Source organism: Synechococcus sp. UW140 (genome assembly GCF_900474295.1).
Classification (GTDB): Bacteria; Cyanobacteriota; Cyanobacteriia; order PCC-6307; family Cyanobiaceae; genus Synechococcus_C.
Genome location: NZ_UCOB01000023.1, coordinates 69,490 through 84,645, shown reverse-complemented (window position 1 = coordinate 84,645; position 15,156 = coordinate 69,490). Strand labels below are relative to the sequence as shown.

Below are 15,156 nucleotides of genomic sequence, written 5' to 3'. Positions count from 1 at the left end.
CCAAAGCCTCACGTCACAGTGTCGGTTCGCGTTCGTCTGGCTCCTAGCCCAACCGGAACACTTCACATCGGTACGGCTCGAACCGCAGTTTTCAATTGGCTGTTTGCCCGTCACAACGGAGGCTCCTTCCTGCTGCGGATTGAGGACACCGACAAGGAGCGCTCCAAACCAGAATTCACGCAAAACATCCTCGAAGGACTGCAATGGCTTGGGGTCGACTGGGACGAGGAACCCATCATCCAGAGCGAGCGCGTTGCCGAGCACCGCGCCGCGATTCAGACGCTGCTCGACAAGGGCCTGGCCTATCGCTGCTACGCCAGCGAGTCCGAACTGGAGGCCATGCGGGAGGCCCAGAAAGCGTCCAACCAAGCCCCTCGCTACGACAATCGTCACCGCAACCTCACTCCGGAGCAAGAAGCAGCTTTCCAGGCGGATGGCCGCGAAGCGGTGATCCGATTCCGTATCGATGACTCCGCCGAAATCCGCTGGAACGATCTAGTGCGGGGTCCGATGAGCTGGCGTGGAGCGGACCTCGGTGGCGACATGGTGGTGGCGCGCCGCGCTCCTGCGGATCAGATCGGCGACCCCCTCTACAACCTGGTGGTGGTGGTGGACGACGCATCCATGGCCATCTCCCATGTGATCCGTGGCGAAGACCACATCGCCAACACCGCCAAGCAACTCCTGCTCTATGAGGCGATGGGCCTGCCAGTGCCGACTTTTGCCCACGCACCGCTCATCCTCAATGCCGAGGGGCGCAAACTATCCAAGCGGGATGGTGTCACCTCGATCAATGATTTCCGCTCGATGGGATACAACGCGGAGGCCCTGGCCAACTACATGACGCTGCTGGGCTGGTCCGTGCCAGAAGGCATGGAGGAGCGCTTCACCCTGAAGGAAGCGGCCGCATCGTTCAGTTTTGACCGCGTCAACAAGGCTGGAGCCCGCTTCGACTGGGACAAGCTCAACTGGCTCAATGCCCAGGTGCTGCACAACTGGAGCAGTGATCAGCTGCTGGAGTCACTGATACCGCTCTGGCACGACCAAGGCTGGAGTCTGCCTGATGACCGGAACTGGGCAGTCACACTGGCTGAGCTGCTCGGCCCCTCCCTCACCCTTCTCAACGACGGGGTTGACCAAGCCAGGCCGTTCTTCGATGAACCACCCTTGGAAAGCGTCGCCGTGGCTCAGATCGAGAGCAATGGGGCCCGCGATGCCCTTCAAGCTCTAACCGTTCTGCTTGACGCCACCCCTTGGGACGGGATGGATGTTGCTCGCGGTCAGGACATGATCGGAGCTGCAGCAAAAACTGCCGGCGTCAAAAAAGGTGTGCTGATGAAATCACTGCGAGCGGCTCTGCTGGGGCGACTCCAGGGACCTGATCTGATGACCACCTGGAGCCTACTGGCCAGGATCAGTTGCGACCGGCAACGACTCAACCGCTGCCTCTGATTCGGACACAGCCGCTTCCGCGGGATCAGGATCCACCAGACCCAGAAGCTTGGCCAAAGGTTGGGCTGTTAAACCCTGCAGGCCAACGGTCATCAGGATCGTTAAAAACACCAGGCCCTGCAACCGACCGGCGCCAAGCACACCCGCCTGCTCCAGACGGATCGCGAACAAGGACGCCACCGCAGCCGTGACAATGCCCCGTGGCGCGAGCCAACCCATAAACAAACGCTGTCTCCAGTCCAGAGGGAGGCCAATGGTGGCCACGCTGACAGCTACAGGGCGAACCACCAACATCAGCACCAGCACACAGCTCACCCCACCCCAGCCCAGGGGGCTGAGCTCGGCCCAGGACACATCAGCCGCCAGCAGCGGGAACAACATGGTGATCGCCAGCTGGGCCAGTTCACGGATTACTTCATCGAGCTGAGCTGCCTGCGTGGAGGGACGACGGCCCACCACCACACCCGCCGCCACGGAAGCCGGTAGCCCTGACTCGGGCAACAGCCACTCACAGGTGCCGAACATCAGGAACAGAACGCCAAGAGTGATCTGCAGGCGAAGCCCCACCGAGGGATCGGGCCGCAGACGACGCAGTCCCTCAGACAGCAGCCAGCCAGCGGCAAGACCGATCAGCACGCCGCCACCGAGACGGGCCAGAAGACCGAAGGCCAGCTCCCGCCAGCCGTGAAGGTTGCCAAGCAGAAGCTCCAGCAGCAACAGGGCCAGAACAGCTCCCACCGGTTCCAGCACCAGACCCTCGGCTTCGAGCACATCCCCCAAGGGTGAGGCGAGGCGAATCTGCTGGATCAATGGCGTCACCACCGTGGGACCGGTCGCCAGGACGATGGCGCTGTAGACCGCCGCCACCGACCAGTTCAGCCCCGCCAGCCAATGGGCCGCCAGCAGTCCCGCACCAAGTGACAGCAACAGCCGAATCACCGAGATGCGCAGGACCGTGGCCTTAATCGTGTCGCCAGGAAGGCGCAGATTGAGGCCACCGTCGAACAGCACCAGGCTGACCAGCAGACCCACCACTGTGGCCAGCCCCTGGCCAAGGTCTAGGGGTTCAACAAGCCCCATGCCAGAACGGCCGATCAGCAGCCCGGACAGCAGCAGCAGCACCACCCCTGGTAACCCCGAAAGGGCTGCCAGCAGACGAGCTGAGGCCCCGGCGAACACCGTGACACCCCAGAGCAAACCCAAACGCTCAGGCGTCATCGATGGAGGTGAATTGCGGCTCTACCCGGAGCCCGATCACCGCGTCCGGTCGCACCACGAGATATTCCCCCTCCAAATCCCCTAGAGGCACATTCACAAATCCAGACTCGGCTCCGGCACTGACCAATCCCTGATACCACTGCTGAAACTGCTCCAGAGTCGAGAAATGCACCCTCTCGGTCTGCCCACCGATCAGATGGAGCGAGACGGCGTAACGGCGCGGTGTGCGAGTCATAGCCGAACCGTACTAGCAGGACCCTTGGCCCCAGGCTGCACCAGCAGGCACGGCGGCTCTCCAATCCAGGCTTGAGGCATGGCCGAAGCGGGGCGATAGAGAGGGTGCCGGGGATGCCCTCCTTGGGTTGTACCGAGGCAGAAGGCAGCAGCTGCGCCGCCAATGCGGCGCAGGGCAGCGCATGAGGCAAGGCGCTCCAGCAGCCAGTGATCACGACCTTGGAAACTGCCATGAGCTCCCCAGCCCAACCAAAGGTCCACAGAGGCGGTCAGGCTCCAGCGCTGTAACCAGCTCTCCAGCACAGCATCATTCCCAGCTCCAATGGGAAAGGGGTGACGGCGCAGCGCCGCAGGAGAGGGCGTCACCAGGGCAAACAGATTGAGCACCACCAAGCGTTGGTATCCCCAGCCACGGGCAAAACCGCAGAGTCGACGAAGCGTTGGGTCATCGCTGCCGGCATCAGCCCGGGATGGATTAAGCCCGCAATAGATGAGGGTGTTCAGGCCTTGGCCAGCCGGTGTGATCTGATTGGGGGGGAGCCATCTCCGCTCCAGCAACCAGCGATAACGCCCGCAGCGACTAAAAGCGGCACGACCAACCACGGCTGTCGCGCAGGGCCGAGGCTCAGACCGCGAGCAGGGCACGGGCCGCCTCAAGGATCCTGGCACTGGCCTGACCATCACCAAAGGGGTTCACAGCCCGGGCCATTGCGTCGTATGCCTGCGGGTCGCTGAGCAACAGCGACGCCTCGGCCGCGATGGTGTCGGCATCGGTGCCGACAAGGCGCGCCGTGCCGGAATCCACTGCTTCTGGACGCTCGGTGGTGCGACGGAGCACGAGCACGGGCTTACCCAGGGCGGGAGCTTCCTCCTGGAGACCACCTGAATCGGTCAGCAACAAGGTGCAGCCTTTCATCGCCGCCACGAGCCGGTCGTAATCCAGGGGTTCGGCAAGGATTACCCGAGGATGGGAAGCCAGCAGAGCTTGAAGCGGTTCACGCACTGTCGGGTTGCGATGCAGCGGAAGCAGCAGAGCTGTGTCGGGATGAGCGTTGAGCACCTTGAGCATGCCCTCGGCAATGCTCGTCAAGCGGTCACCCCAGTTTTCGCGGCGATGGACGGTCGCCAAGATCACCCGCTGAGTGGACCAGTCGATTGGCATGTCATCGAGCTCAGGCGCACGCTCAGCCATACGCAACAGGGCATCGATCACGGTGTTTCCAGTGACCAAGACCCGACCCACGACGCCCGATGCCTCAAGGTTCCGTTCAGAGCGCTGAGTGGGTGCGAAATGAAGCTGGGCCACCTGAGAAATCAACCTGCGGTTGGCCTCTTCCGGGAACGGGTCGAGAATGTTGTCGGTGCGCAGGCCGGCCTCGACGTGGCCAACAGGGATCTGTTCATAGAAGGCGGCCAAGGCTGCCGCGAAGGCGGTCGTGGTGTCCCCCTGTACAAGCACCAATGCGGGGGGGTAGGCCTGAAAGTCGTCTCGCAACCCCTGCAGTGCCGCACATGTGACATGGGTGAGGGTCTGACGCGGGGCCATCAGATCGAGATCATGATCGGCACGCAGACCGAACAAATCCATCACCTGAGTCACCATCTCGCGATGCTGCCCCGTCAGCACAACGCGGGTCTCCAACAGTGGGCAGGCCTGAAACTCCTGGATCACCGGAGCAAGCTTGATGGCCTCGGGACGGGTGCCGAGCACGATCGTCACCCTGGGCTTCCCAGCCATACATCCCTCAACGATCGCCTCAGTTTAAGAGCGAGTCCTGCTTGCCAGATCCACAGCCATGGCGAAGCTGAAGAGATCAGGCTCTGCTGACACTGTGACCAGTCCGGTTTTTCCACCAGGCTTCCCACCGCTTCCGCCGCGCCCGGTCGCGGACCAGGACAACAGCGGCAGCCTTGGCGATGCAAGCTCTGAGCAAGCCACACCTTTGGGGTCCTCGGCAGCGCAGGTCGCGCCCTCTCAAGCAGCGACCAACGCCGGGCCAAACGGTGGTCCAAGCCTTGAGGCGATCGTGCGCATCGCCCATGACGCCGGACACTCCGATGTGCATCTCGGGGTGGGGGAGCAGCCGCGCTACAGGGCCCGCGGCGAGATGGTGATCACCGAGTGGCCTGAGACAACCGCCGCAGTGTTTCAAGCCTGGCTGCAAGAAATCCTCAGCCCACAGCAGATTGACGCCTTCACCACCACGAAAGAGTTCGATGGATCTCATGCCTTCCCCTTCGTCAGGGTGCGGATCAACCTGCTGGACTCACTGCGAGGCCCGGCAATGGTGTTGCGGCTGATCCCCCAGACGATCCTCAGCTTGGAACAACTTCAGCTTCCTGAGGTACTGCAGGGGTTGGCCTCCCGCCCCAAGGGCCTAGTACTGGTGACAGGACCCACAGGCTCTGGCAAGAGCACAACCCTCGCCGCCATGATCGACTGGATCAACAGGCACCAGACACGCCACATCCTGACGATCGAGGATCCGGTGGAATTCGTCCACGAGAGCCGACAATCGCTCATCCGCCATCGGGAGGTGGGCCAACACACGCTGAAATTTCACAACGCCCTAAGGGCAGCCCTGCGGGAAGACCCGGATGTGATCCTCGTGGGTGAGATCAGAGATCGCGAAACCCTGAGCACAGCCCTCGAAGCCTCCCAAACCGGTCACCTGGTGTTCGGCACCCTTCACACCAATTCCGCCGTTAAAACTGTGGAGCGCGTGCTGGGCATGTACCCCCCGGATGAACAAGAGAGTGTGCGTCGCGCCCTGTCGGAGTCGCTCCTGGGTGTGATTGCCCAGGGACTGATCCGCTCGGCAGATGCCAAACGCGTGGCTTATCACGACATCCTGATCAACACCGACGCTTGCAGGGACTACATCCAGCGAGGTGCTCTCGATGACGTTGAGGAAATCATGGAGCGCAGCAGCTTTGATGGCATGGTCACGTTGAACCAGTCCTTACAAGCGCTGGTCGAGGCGGGCCGGGTCGAAGGAGAAGCTGCAATCGCCGTCAGTCTCAAACCGAATGAATTGGCTCAGGCCCTAAGGGGCAGGAGTTGATTGCAATGCGAGCGTTTACGACAACCCGCTGCTGAATAGGCGCACGATCAGAAGCACAACAAGGGCTACCGACAAGCCGAGCATGGCCAGTCGGCCATTCCAGATCTCCGCTTGCGGAGTAATGCCACGACGCCAGGCATTGAGTTCATCACTTGGCACGTCTTCCAGGAGAGAACTGCCATCGGGAGCGGATTCAGTTGCCATGGGGCGGCCCGCAATTTTGTTGCTAACAACGTTAAGGAAAATCCGTTCAGAACGGCGGCGCCTCCGCTTGCAGCGCAGAAGCCTGATCGAGCGGCCAGCGGGCGGAGACCCCTAGCGAGATCGAACTCTTTTGCGGCGCCAGAGACAGACGCTGCAAAGCGGCCGCTCCAACCATGGCGGCGTTGTCCGTGCAGTAAGCGAGCGGCGCGCAGCACACGTCGACGCCGTCCTTCCCGCCTCGGAGCTCCATCAGGCTCCTTAAACGACGGTTGGCCGCCACCCCTCCCACCATCACCAGGCGTGGAAGGCCAAGCTCGCGGCAACAGCGCAGGCTGCGGTCAACCAGAACATCTGCCACCACCTGCTCGAAACTGGCAGCCAGATCAGCAAGGGGCAGCGGATCCGCCAGGTCTCGCAATCCCTCCACCTGGCGAAGCATTGCTGTTTTAAGACCACTGAAAGAGAAGTCATAGGGATAAAAGCCCCCCTCTGGCCGCTTCACACGCCCCTTGGGCAGGGCGAAGCGGCGGGGATCCCCTGTTTCTGCCAACGCCTGGATCGCAGGCCCTCCCGGATAGGTCAGGCCCAGCAAGCGGGCCACTTTGTCGAAAGCCTCTCCAGCCGCGTCATCGTGACTGCGGCCGAGCCGCAGCATCCCCCCATCAGCATCGACACGGATCAGTTCCGTATGGCCTCCGCTCACCAGCAGCACCAAGTAAGGAGGATTGGGTGGATCGGGCGCCAGTTGCACTGAAGCGAGATGGGCCTCGAGATGGTGAATCGCAAGAAACGGCCGTTGGTGCAACACAGCCAGGCTGCGCGCTGTCACCGAGCCAACCATCAGGGCACCCACCAGCCCCGGAGCCACGGTGGCCGCCACCGCATCGAGCTGATCAAAGGCCACGTCAGCCTCTGACAAGGCCGCCTCCACAAGATGGGGCAAGGCTTCAACATGCCTGCGGGATGCAATTTCCGGTACCACCCCACCCCACTGGGCATGTTCCTCAACCTGGGAGGCGATGCCATGGGCAAGCACCTCCATTCCTCTGCCGCTCCGGCGCACGATCGCAGCAGCTGACTCGTCACAACTTGTTTCGAGGGCCAGCACCGTTGTCATTTGGCTGGGGAGCCTCCCCTAGTGTCCGCATGTGACATCCTGCCGTTTCGGGGCAGGCTTAATCAGGATTCCTTCCGATGCGTCGTCTCTTTGCCCTTGCGCTTTCGGCCCTTCTTGTCTTCGGCTTCGCCCCAGTTGCCAAGGCTGATGTGGCAGGTCTGACTCCCTGCTCCGAAAGTGCCCGTTTCCAGCAGCGTGCCAGTGCAGCTGCCACCCCGCAGGCCAAAGCCCGCTTCGAGATGTACAGCCAAGCAGTTTGTGGTGAAGATGGTCTTCCCCATCTGATTGTTGACGGCCGCTTTAGCCACGCTGGTGACTTTGTGTATCCAGGCCTGATGTTCCTCTACATCACCGGATGCATCGGCTGGGCCGGGCGTGAGTATCTCAAAGCCACTCGTGGCACCAAAGAGCAATACACCAAGGAAATCCAGATCGATCTCAAGCTCGCCCTTAAGAGCTGTATCGCTGCTGCTTCCTGGCCTCTGGCTGCCTTCGCCGAATTCACCAGCGGCAAGCTGCTTGAAAGCGACGACAAGGTGACCGTCTCACCTCGCTGAGCCTCTCTCAAGATCACTTCACTCGTTTTCAACAACTGAATTCCGATGCAGAAATTTCTCACCACCGCTCCCGTGGTTGCCGCCATCTGGTTCACCCTCACCGCAGGCATCCTGATTGAGTGGAACCGCTTCTTTCCCGATCTCCTTTTCCACCCCATGTGATTGGAGAACAATCCATCAAAAAAGGAGGCCTTTGGCCTCCTTTTTTGATGCCTTTTCATCGCATCGACAGTCCTAGTCGGCAACACGGGTTGAGCAGCAAAGAGCTGTCATCGACAACGAGGTTCATCGACAACAGCCTTCCGCTCAAGTCAAGCCAAACCCATCAGGCTCTCCAGAGCAACAAGAGCAACATCGAGATCGTCATTGATGACGACCGCATCAAATTCGCCCTGAGCCTCCAATTCCAGCTTCGCTCTGGCCAGACGGCGTTGGATCGCCTCTTCTGCATCGGTGCCGCGGCCGCGGATGCGCTGTTCAAGCACCTGAAAGCTAGGGGGAGCTAAAAAAATCTGCTGCGCATCAGGAAAGGTGCGACGCACCTGACGAGCTCCCTCCAACTCGATCTCCAACAACACCGGCGAGCCAGCCGCCAACCTGACTTCCACAGGCTGGCGGGGGGTGCCATAACAGTTGCCGGCGAATTCAGCCCACTCCAACAACCCTCCCTCCGCCACCAGAGCATCAAACTGCTCTCGACGATGGAAGAAATAGTGCACACCGTCCTTCTCCCCCTCACGTGGAGAGCGCGTCGTAGCAGACACGGACAACCACAGCGAAGGATGGCGTTCCCGTAAACGGGTCACGAGAGTGCCCTTGCCAACGCCGCTGGGGCCGGTCAACACCGTGAGCCTTGCGCATGTCTCGGATAGGGGCATGAATCGCTTCCGGTCACCCCGCAGGGTAGGAAGGCATCCTGCTCAGCAGGTTCCACCATCCCAACGATGGGCACGCCTTCGCCACAGGTCATGGACGTCACCACCCTGCTGGCGGTGGTGAACGATCTGCGCGGACGCATGCTGCCGAGTCGATTCGAGAAAGCCCAGCAGCCTGATAGCCAGACCCTCCAACTCGGTTTCCGCACGCTGCAGGGCATGGTGTGGCTTGAGCTGAGCTGGCGCGCCGACTGCCCCCGGCTGGTACAGATTCCGCCACCACCCAGGAACGGCAGCGGCAGCACCTTGGCGCAACAGAGCCAGCACAGTCTTCGCCAGCTCGCTCTGGTCGAGATGGAGCAGGAGGGATTCGAACGGGTGGTGCGCTTCGGATTTGCCAGTCGGCCCGGCAATCCCGTGCAACGACGTCTTGTCCTGGAGCTGATGGGCCGCCACAGCAACCTGCTGCTCCTTGATGAACGCAATCGGGTCATCGCTCTGGGCCGCCAGGTGAGGGATCATCAATCGCGGGTACGACCCATCGGCACCGGTGATGACTACGTGCCACCCCCACCACTGCAAAGCAGTCCACCGCAGAAGGATGAAGACTTCGCGCGTTGGAAAAAACGGCTGAGCCTGCTCCCGGTTCCCCTAGCCAAAGCCTTGCCCCAGGCCTACCAGGGCATCAGTCCGGCGTTGGCACGACAACTGGCCGCAGATGCCCCCAGTGCTACCAGCCCTCTTCTCAACACTCCTGTCCAACAGATTGATCAGAGGCAATGGAAACAACTGCATGAACGCTGGCAGCAGTGGCTGCACTGCCTGGACGAGACCAGCTTCAGCCTCCACATCTCCACCGCAACGAATAGCTATCGCGTGTGGGGAGCGACCGCAGTGCCATTAACGACCTCAACCCAAAAAGAACCACCCCTGAGCCTGACGCTCGGTTGCTACTACAGCGATCAGCTGCAGGCCCGAGAACTGGAACGTCAAAGCGAGGAGCTGCGCCAGCAGCTCCTCCAGGCCAGACGCCGGGAAGAGAGGCTTCTGCTTGATCAGAACTCCAAAATGCAAGCCACCAACTCTGCGGCGGAGCTGCAACAGCAAGCGGATGCCCTGCTGTGTCTGCCGGCTCCCAGTCGCGACCAGATTGATCAGGCACAGAAGCTTTACCGACGCGCACGCAAACTGCGACGGTCAGTGCCTCAACTGGAGGAACGGCAGCGCCACCATCGCCAACGACTGGCCTTGATCGAGGGCAGCGAGGCCTTCCTTGAGGAGGTGCTTTCTGCAGACTGGGACTGCCCTAGGCAGCGATTGAAGCGCCTGGATGAGCTGCGTCTCGAGGCGCAGGAACTGTTGACCTCTCAGCGGCGACGTGGCCGCCGCCAGGGGGCACTCCGACCAGCGCTCCAGCCCCAGCCATTGGAACTGCTCTCACCAGGAGGTCTGACGATCCAAGTGGGCCGCAACCACCGACAGAACGACTGGATCAGCCTGCGCCAAGCCAAGCCAGGCGATCTTTGGTTCCACGCCCAGGAATGTCCAGGCAGCCACGTTGTGCTGAAGGCGTCTACCGGCCTGGCAGATGAAGCCGACCTCATCCTGGCGGCTGATCTTGCAGCCCTATTCAGCCGAGCACGCGGCAACCGTCGCGTGGCGGTGGTGATGGTGCCGGTGGAGCAACTACAGCGCATTGTTGGGGCTGGGCCCGGCACAGTGCGCCACCGCGGTGGCACTGTGCGTTGGGCCGAACCTGAGCGCGCTGAGCGACAGCTCCAAGCCGGAGAACTTCTAGCCTGAAGCCAGAACAGGCACGTCTTTCTGAGCCCTCCCGAACCGATTGATCAGCCGGACGTCATCCCTACGCCGCTCGAACCTCCTCCGCCGATCCAGATCGGTCGCTCCGGGGGGTCGTATCTACCGGCGGATAAAGAGATGCCTCTGCTGGACCATCTCGAGGAACTGCGCCAACGCGTCCTGCGCAGCCTGCTTGCGGTGGTGCTGGCAGCGATCGCCTGCCTGGTAGCGGTGAAGCCCCTAGTGCGGCTCCTGGAGGAACCGGCCGGCTCGATCCATTTTCTCCAACTCGCACCTGGGGAATTTCTGTTCGTCTCCTTCAAGGTGGCCGGCTACGCCGGCCTCACCCTGGCACTGCCCTATGTGCTCTATCAGGGACTGGCCTTTGTGCTCCCCGGCCTCACGCGCAATGAACGCCGGCTCATCGCTCCAGCCGTGGCTGGCTCGGCAGTGCTGTTTCTGGGGGGATTGGCCTTTGCCTGGTGGGCACTCGTGCCTGCGGCCCTGCGCTTCTTGGTGAGCTATGGCGCCGATGTCGTGGAACCGCTCTGGTCGATCGAGCGCTACCTCGACTTCGTGCTGCTGCTGATGCTGGCGACAGGTCTCGCCTTCCAACTGCCTGTGCTGCAACTGCTGCTCGGATTGTTTGGGCTGATCAACTGGAAATCAATGCTGGCGGCCTGGCGCTGGGTTGTGCTGTCGGCATCCCTGGCTGGGGCCGTGCTCACTCCTTCCACCGATCCGATCACGATGCTGTTACTGGCGGGAGCGATCACGGCGCTGTTCCTCATCGGCGTGGGCCTGGTGGCCCTCACCGAGAGATTCAGAGCACAAACTCCTCCAGACGCTCCCCCCCCTGAAGCGGCAGGCTGAGGGCCTTTCCGAGGCGAGGGCGATCGCGAGTCGTGGCCAACCACTCGCGTACCACCTGCGCCTGAGCTAAACGATTCACAACATCAATCACCTCAGCGATGTGCTCCCGATAGGCGTTTTCGTCGAGGGGGAACGACTGCTGCTCGAGATACGCCCACATCACATGGAGGTAAAGACGCCCCCTACGAACGACCAGCTGAAGGTCGTAACTCGCCTGCCAGCGCTGCTGTAAGCAGCCAATCACCTCATCGACGGTCAGGGGGCTTTGAGCCTCTCCAGCACGAACGTCAAGCACGGAATCGCAAGAAAGAACAATCGGTAAAGCCCTGTCGTCGCAAAGTGTGACGGGACCTTTAGCGTCCATAATGATCGCCATTCAGTGACGGTTGATCACCCGCCATGACCCAAGCCTCCTCGAGCGATGTGCCCGGAATGGGTCGTCGGCAGTTCATGAATCTGCTGACATTCGGCTCCGTGACTGGCGTTGCCCTGGGTGCTCTCTATCCGGTTGCCAACTACTTCATCCCTCCCCGGGCCGCAGGTAGTGGTGGTGGAACCAGTGCCAAGGATGAACTGGGCAACGCTGTCACCGCCTCCGGATGGCTGAACAGCCACCCCAGCGGCGACCGCAGCCTGGTGCAGGGCCTCAAAGGTGACCCCACCTATCTGATCGTCGAAGGCGATGACGCCATCGGCAGTTACGGGATCAATGCCATCTGCACCCATCTTGGCTGTGTCGTGCCTTGGAACAGCGGTGCCAACAAATTCATGTGCCCGTGCCACGGCAGCCAGTACGACGCCACCGGCAAGGTGGTGCGTGGTCCTGCTCCCCTTTCTCTGGCCCTGGCGAACGTGAGTGTCGAGAACGACAACGTGTTCGTGAGCCAGTGGACCGAAACCGACTTCCGCACGGGCGAGAAGCCCTGGTGGGCCTGATCAACCCAGCCGTCCTCCCATCCCACCCCGCTCCTCGTCCTCCATGCGTCGCCTCCTCTCACCTCTTCTCGCAGCCCTGATCATGGGAATGGCCGTGCTCACGGCCCCCACCGCATCCTGGGCTTACCCCTTCTGGGCTCAGCAGAACTACGACAGTCCCCGGGAAGCCACGGGCAAGATCGTTTGCGCAAACTGCCACCTCGCCAACAAGCTCACCCAAGCTGAGGTGCCCCAATCGGTGCTTCCCGACAGTGTGTTCAAAGCTGTTGTGAAGGTTCCTTATCAGTCAGGCCTGCAGGAAGTCGGTGCTGATGGCAGCCAGGTGCCGCTCCAAGTCGGCGCTGTGGTGATGCTTCCCGATGGTTTCACCCTTGCACCGCAGGACCGTTGGACCGACGAGATCAAAGAAGAAACTGAAGGGGTGTACTTCAGTCAGTACAGCGACGATCAACCCAACATCCTTCTGGTGGGGCCAATCCCTGGCGATCAGAATCAGGAAATCGTGTTCCCGATCCTTTCTCCAGACCCCTCAACCGATAGCAGCATTCAGTTCGGCAAATATCAAATCCACGTTGGCGGCAACCGTGGCCGTGGCCAGGTGTACCCCACCGGTGAAAAAACCAACAACACCCTCTTCACAGCCACTACTGAGGGCCGCATTGCCTCGATTGAGCCTGGTGACAACGGTGCAAGCTTGGTGACCATTGAGACGGCTGACGGCAACACCACCACTGAGACCATTCCTGTGGGCCCCGAACTCGCTGTTGCAGTGGGTGATCAAGTGGAAGCAGGTGCTGCCCTCACCAATGATCCCAATGTGGGAGGCTTCGGCCAGCTCGATGCAGAAGTTGTTCTGCAGAACCCGGTTCGCATCTACGGCCTGCTCGCCTTCTTTGCGGCCGTAGCCCTTGCCCAGATCATGCTGGTGCTGAAGAAGAGACAGGTGGAGAAAGTGCAGGCTGCTGAAGGCGTCTGAGGTCTGTGTCACTCCTCTCGTTGTTCACGTCACCAGGGCCCGAGCTTTTCCAGCTCGGGCCTTTTGCTCTGCGTTGGTATGGGTTGCTGATCGCCCTGGCGGTGTTGATCGGCCTCAACCTGTCCAGCTGGCTGGCCAGGCAGCGTCAGCTCGAGCAAGGACTGATCAGTGATCTGCTGCCAATCCTTGTGCTCTCAGCGGTGATTGGAGCCAGGCTCTACTACGTCGCTTTTGAGTGGCGTAACTACGCCGCCACTCCCTTGAAGGCTCTGGCGATCTGGGAGGGCGGCATCGCCATTCACGGCGCCTTGATCGCAGGAACCCTTGCCGTCATTCTCTTCTGCCGCTGGAGGCGACAGCCCTTCTGGGATGTGTTGGACGTGCTCGTGCCATCCGTGGCCCTTGGTCAATCGATCGGCCGTTGGGGCAATTTTTTCAATAGCGAAGCCTTCGGAGTGCCTACAGACCTCCCCTGGAAACTTCTGATCAAGACGGTTCCGATCAACGTCCAAAGACTGTTCCCGAACGCCCAGTTTTTCCATCCCACCTTCCTCTACGAATCCCTTTGGAACTTGGTGGTGTTTGCTTTTCTGATGCTGCTCTTCCTCCGAGCCAAACAGGGATCGCTGAAACTGCCTGCCGGTGCTCTCAGCTGCGTGTATCTGCTGGCCTACAGCCTGGGCCGCCTTTGGATTGAAGGCCTGCGCATCGATCCCCTCTGCCTGGGTGGCATGCCCCCCTTCTGCGATGGCGGTCTGCGCATGGCCCAATTGATGAGCCTGATGCTGATGGCCCTTGCGGCGGCTGGGCTGTGGTGGCTGTATGGACGCGATCGGTCCCTTCCCGATCCGGGCCTCCGTCAGGGCTGATTCCCATGTCTTCCACACCCAGCAGAATTGCCATCGTTGGCGCAGGACCAGGAGCGCCCGATCTGCTGACCCGACGCGCCGAAGACCGACTCAAAACAGCCGACGTTCTGATCTGGACCGATTCGCTGGTCTCTCCTCAGATTGCTGCGCTTGCATCACCAAGTTGCGAACGCATCCGCACCAGCAACCTCACCCTTGAAGAGGTGCTGCCAGTGATGATCGATCGTGCACGCAAAGGATTGCGTGTGGTCCGTCTTCATGACGGTGACCCCTGTCTTTATGGAGCCTTGTCTGAGCAGGTCTGCGGACTGGCTGATGCCGGTCTCAGCGTTGAGGTCGTGCCTGGGCTGAGTGCTTATCAGGCCACTGCATCCGCTCTCAGCGCAGAACTCACAATTCCAGGCGTCGTCCAAACCATCGTGCTCAGTCGCGCCGGCGGACGGACCGGCGTGCCACAAGCCGAAGAGCTGGCGAACTTGGCCCGCCTCCAAGCATCCCTATGCCTCTACTTGAGTGCCCGTCACGTTGATGAGGTTCAGGCCACCTTGCTCGAGCATTATCCGGCCGACACCCCGGTAGCCATTGGCTACCGGGTGAGCTGGCCTGATCAGTGGCTGGATGTGGTGCCGCTGAATGCGATGGCGAAGGCCTCCAAAGAGCGAGATCTGATCCGCACAACCCTCTACATCGTCAGTCCAGCCCTTGCAAGCCAAGGACGCCGTTCCATGCTTTATTCCCCCAGCCACGACCATCTATTCCGTCCCCAGCAGGGGTAACAAACAAGCACCGGTGGTGGTTTAAGATCCCTGCGTGCGGGCGATTAGCACAGTGGTAGCGCACTTCCTTCACACGGAAGGGGTCACTGGTTCGAATCCAGTATCGCCCATTGATTCCTGATGCTCAGCAGCACATTTTCAGATCAATTGGATCAGGACAAATCCGATCTTTACCATTAGGTTCTGCCTGATCGAAAAGAGCGT

At 61.1% G+C, this 15,156-nt stretch carries 18 protein-coding genes and 1 tRNA gene; 11 read left to right on the top strand and 8 right to left on the bottom strand.

Translation table 11 applies throughout. The features are described 5' to 3' along the window. Positions 1–18 precede the first annotated feature (18 nt). Positions 19–1,452, top strand: a complete 1,434-nt coding sequence (gene gltX / locus DXY10_RS08755) for a glutamate--tRNA ligase (protein WP_115018571.1) — start codon at positions 19–21, stop codon at positions 1,450–1,452. Here gltX and DXY10_RS08750 read toward each other — a convergent pair. From DXY10_RS08750 to wecB, 4 genes are read right to left on the bottom strand one after another with little or no spacing between them, the layout of a single operon-like run. Then, the gene (locus DXY10_RS08750) at positions 1,402–2,670 is read right to left on the bottom strand and encodes a sodium:proton antiporter (RefSeq protein WP_115018570.1); all 1,269 of its coding nucleotides are present in this window, start codon (positions 2,668–2,670) and stop codon (positions 1,402–1,404) included. The genes gltX and DXY10_RS08750 overlap by 51 nt on opposite strands. Next, the gene (locus tag DXY10_RS08745; RefSeq protein ID WP_115018567.1) at positions 2,660–2,905 is read right to left on the bottom strand and encodes a hypothetical protein; all 246 of its coding nucleotides are present in this window, start codon (positions 2,903–2,905) and stop codon (positions 2,660–2,662) included. Before DXY10_RS08745 ends, DXY10_RS08750 begins: the two co-directional genes overlap by 11 nt. Continuing rightward, positions 2,902–3,507, bottom strand: coding sequence for a DUF1643 domain-containing protein (locus DXY10_RS08740; RefSeq protein WP_244282150.1), 606 nt, complete (start codon positions 3,505–3,507; stop codon positions 2,902–2,904). Before DXY10_RS08740 ends, DXY10_RS08745 begins: the two co-directional genes overlap by 4 nt. Positions 3,508–3,529: 22 nt before the next feature. Continuing rightward, complete coding sequence (gene wecB, locus DXY10_RS08735) at positions 3,530–4,642, bottom strand: non-hydrolyzing UDP-N-acetylglucosamine 2-epimerase (protein ID WP_115018564.1); 1,113 nt, start codon at positions 4,640–4,642, stop codon at positions 3,530–3,532. Positions 4,643–4,700: 58 nt separating this feature from the next. On the opposite strand from wecB, the gene DXY10_RS08730 reads away from it, so the two are divergent. Next, the gene (locus tag DXY10_RS08730; RefSeq protein ID WP_115018562.1) at positions 4,701–5,969 is read left to right on the top strand and encodes a type IV pilus twitching motility protein PilT; all 1,269 of its coding nucleotides are present in this window, start codon (positions 4,701–4,703) and stop codon (positions 5,967–5,969) included. A 15-nt stretch (positions 5,970–5,984) separates the two neighbouring features. Here the strand turns inward: DXY10_RS08730 and DXY10_RS08725 are convergent, their stop codons facing one another. Together DXY10_RS08725 and tsaD are read right to left on the bottom strand one after the other, a co-directional pair. Continuing rightward, complete coding sequence (locus DXY10_RS08725) at positions 5,985–6,173, bottom strand: high light inducible protein (protein ID WP_115018560.1); 189 nt, start codon at positions 6,171–6,173, stop codon at positions 5,985–5,987. A 46-nt stretch (positions 6,174–6,219) separates the two neighbouring features. Continuing rightward, entirely contained in the window at positions 6,220–7,290 is a 1,071-nt protein-coding gene (gene tsaD / locus DXY10_RS08720; protein ID WP_115018559.1) for a tRNA (adenosine(37)-N6)-threonylcarbamoyltransferase complex transferase subunit TsaD, read from the bottom strand. Positions 7,291–7,367: 77 nt separating this feature from the next. Here tsaD and DXY10_RS08715 point away from each other — a divergent pair, with 77 nt between their 5' ends. Together DXY10_RS08715 and psaJ are read left to right on the top strand one after the other, a co-directional pair. After that, entirely contained in the window at positions 7,368–7,847 is a 480-nt protein-coding gene (locus tag DXY10_RS08715; RefSeq protein ID WP_115018557.1) for a Photosystem I reaction center subunit III, read from the top strand. Positions 7,848–7,892: 45 nt separating this feature from the next. Beyond that, on the top strand, positions 7,893–8,009 hold the full coding sequence (gene psaJ, locus DXY10_RS08710) for a photosystem I reaction center subunit IX (protein ID WP_007098612.1): 117 nt from the start codon (positions 7,893–7,895) through the stop codon (positions 8,007–8,009). Positions 8,010–8,158: 149 nt separating this feature from the next. Here the strand turns inward: psaJ and gmk are convergent, their stop codons facing one another. Next, on the bottom strand, positions 8,159–8,725 hold the full coding sequence (gmk, locus tag DXY10_RS08705; RefSeq protein ID WP_115018556.1) for a guanylate kinase: 567 nt from the start codon (positions 8,723–8,725) through the stop codon (positions 8,159–8,161). Positions 8,726–8,791: 66 nt separating this feature from the next. On the opposite strand from gmk, the gene DXY10_RS08700 reads away from it, so the two are divergent. Both DXY10_RS08700 and tatC read left to right on the top strand, forming a co-directional pair. Further along, a complete protein-coding gene (locus DXY10_RS08700; RefSeq protein ID WP_115018554.1) occupies positions 8,792–10,525 on the top strand; it encodes an NFACT RNA binding domain-containing protein in 1,734 nt (577 codons plus the stop codon). A gap of 135 nt (positions 10,526–10,660) precedes the next feature. After that, a complete protein-coding gene (gene tatC / locus DXY10_RS08695) occupies positions 10,661–11,395 on the top strand; it encodes a twin-arginine translocase subunit TatC (RefSeq protein WP_115018552.1) in 735 nt (244 codons plus the stop codon). Here the strand turns inward: tatC and DXY10_RS08690 are convergent. After that, entirely contained in the window at positions 11,346–11,690 is a 345-nt protein-coding gene (locus tag DXY10_RS08690; protein WP_244282148.1) for a DUF3067 family protein, read from the bottom strand. The genes tatC and DXY10_RS08690 overlap by 50 nt on opposite strands. A 104-nt stretch (positions 11,691–11,794) precedes the next feature. On the opposite strand from DXY10_RS08690, the gene petC reads away from it, so the two are divergent. The 5 genes from petC (at position 11,795) to DXY10_RS08665 (ending at position 15,062) form a co-directional block, all read left to right on the top strand. Then, positions 11,795–12,331, top strand: coding sequence for a cytochrome b6-f complex iron-sulfur subunit (petC, locus tag DXY10_RS08685; RefSeq protein ID WP_115018551.1), 537 nt, complete (start codon positions 11,795–11,797; stop codon positions 12,329–12,331). A 43-nt stretch (positions 12,332–12,374) separates the two neighbouring features. Continuing rightward, on the top strand, positions 12,375–13,307 hold the full coding sequence (gene petA, locus DXY10_RS08680; protein ID WP_115018549.1) for a cytochrome f: 933 nt from the start codon (positions 12,375–12,377) through the stop codon (positions 13,305–13,307). A gap of 20 nt (positions 13,308–13,327) precedes the next feature. Next, the gene (lgt, locus tag DXY10_RS08675) at positions 13,328–14,176 is read left to right on the top strand and encodes a prolipoprotein diacylglyceryl transferase (RefSeq protein ID WP_115018802.1); all 849 of its coding nucleotides are present in this window, start codon (positions 13,328–13,330) and stop codon (positions 14,174–14,176) included. 5 nt (positions 14,177–14,181) lie between these two features. Next, complete coding sequence (gene cobM, locus DXY10_RS08670; RefSeq protein ID WP_115018548.1) at positions 14,182–14,952, top strand: precorrin-4 C(11)-methyltransferase; 771 nt, start codon at positions 14,182–14,184, stop codon at positions 14,950–14,952. A gap of 38 nt (positions 14,953–14,990) precedes the next feature. Further along, a tRNA-Val gene (locus tag DXY10_RS08665) sits at positions 14,991–15,062 on the top strand. Positions 15,063–15,156 lie beyond the last annotated feature (94 nt).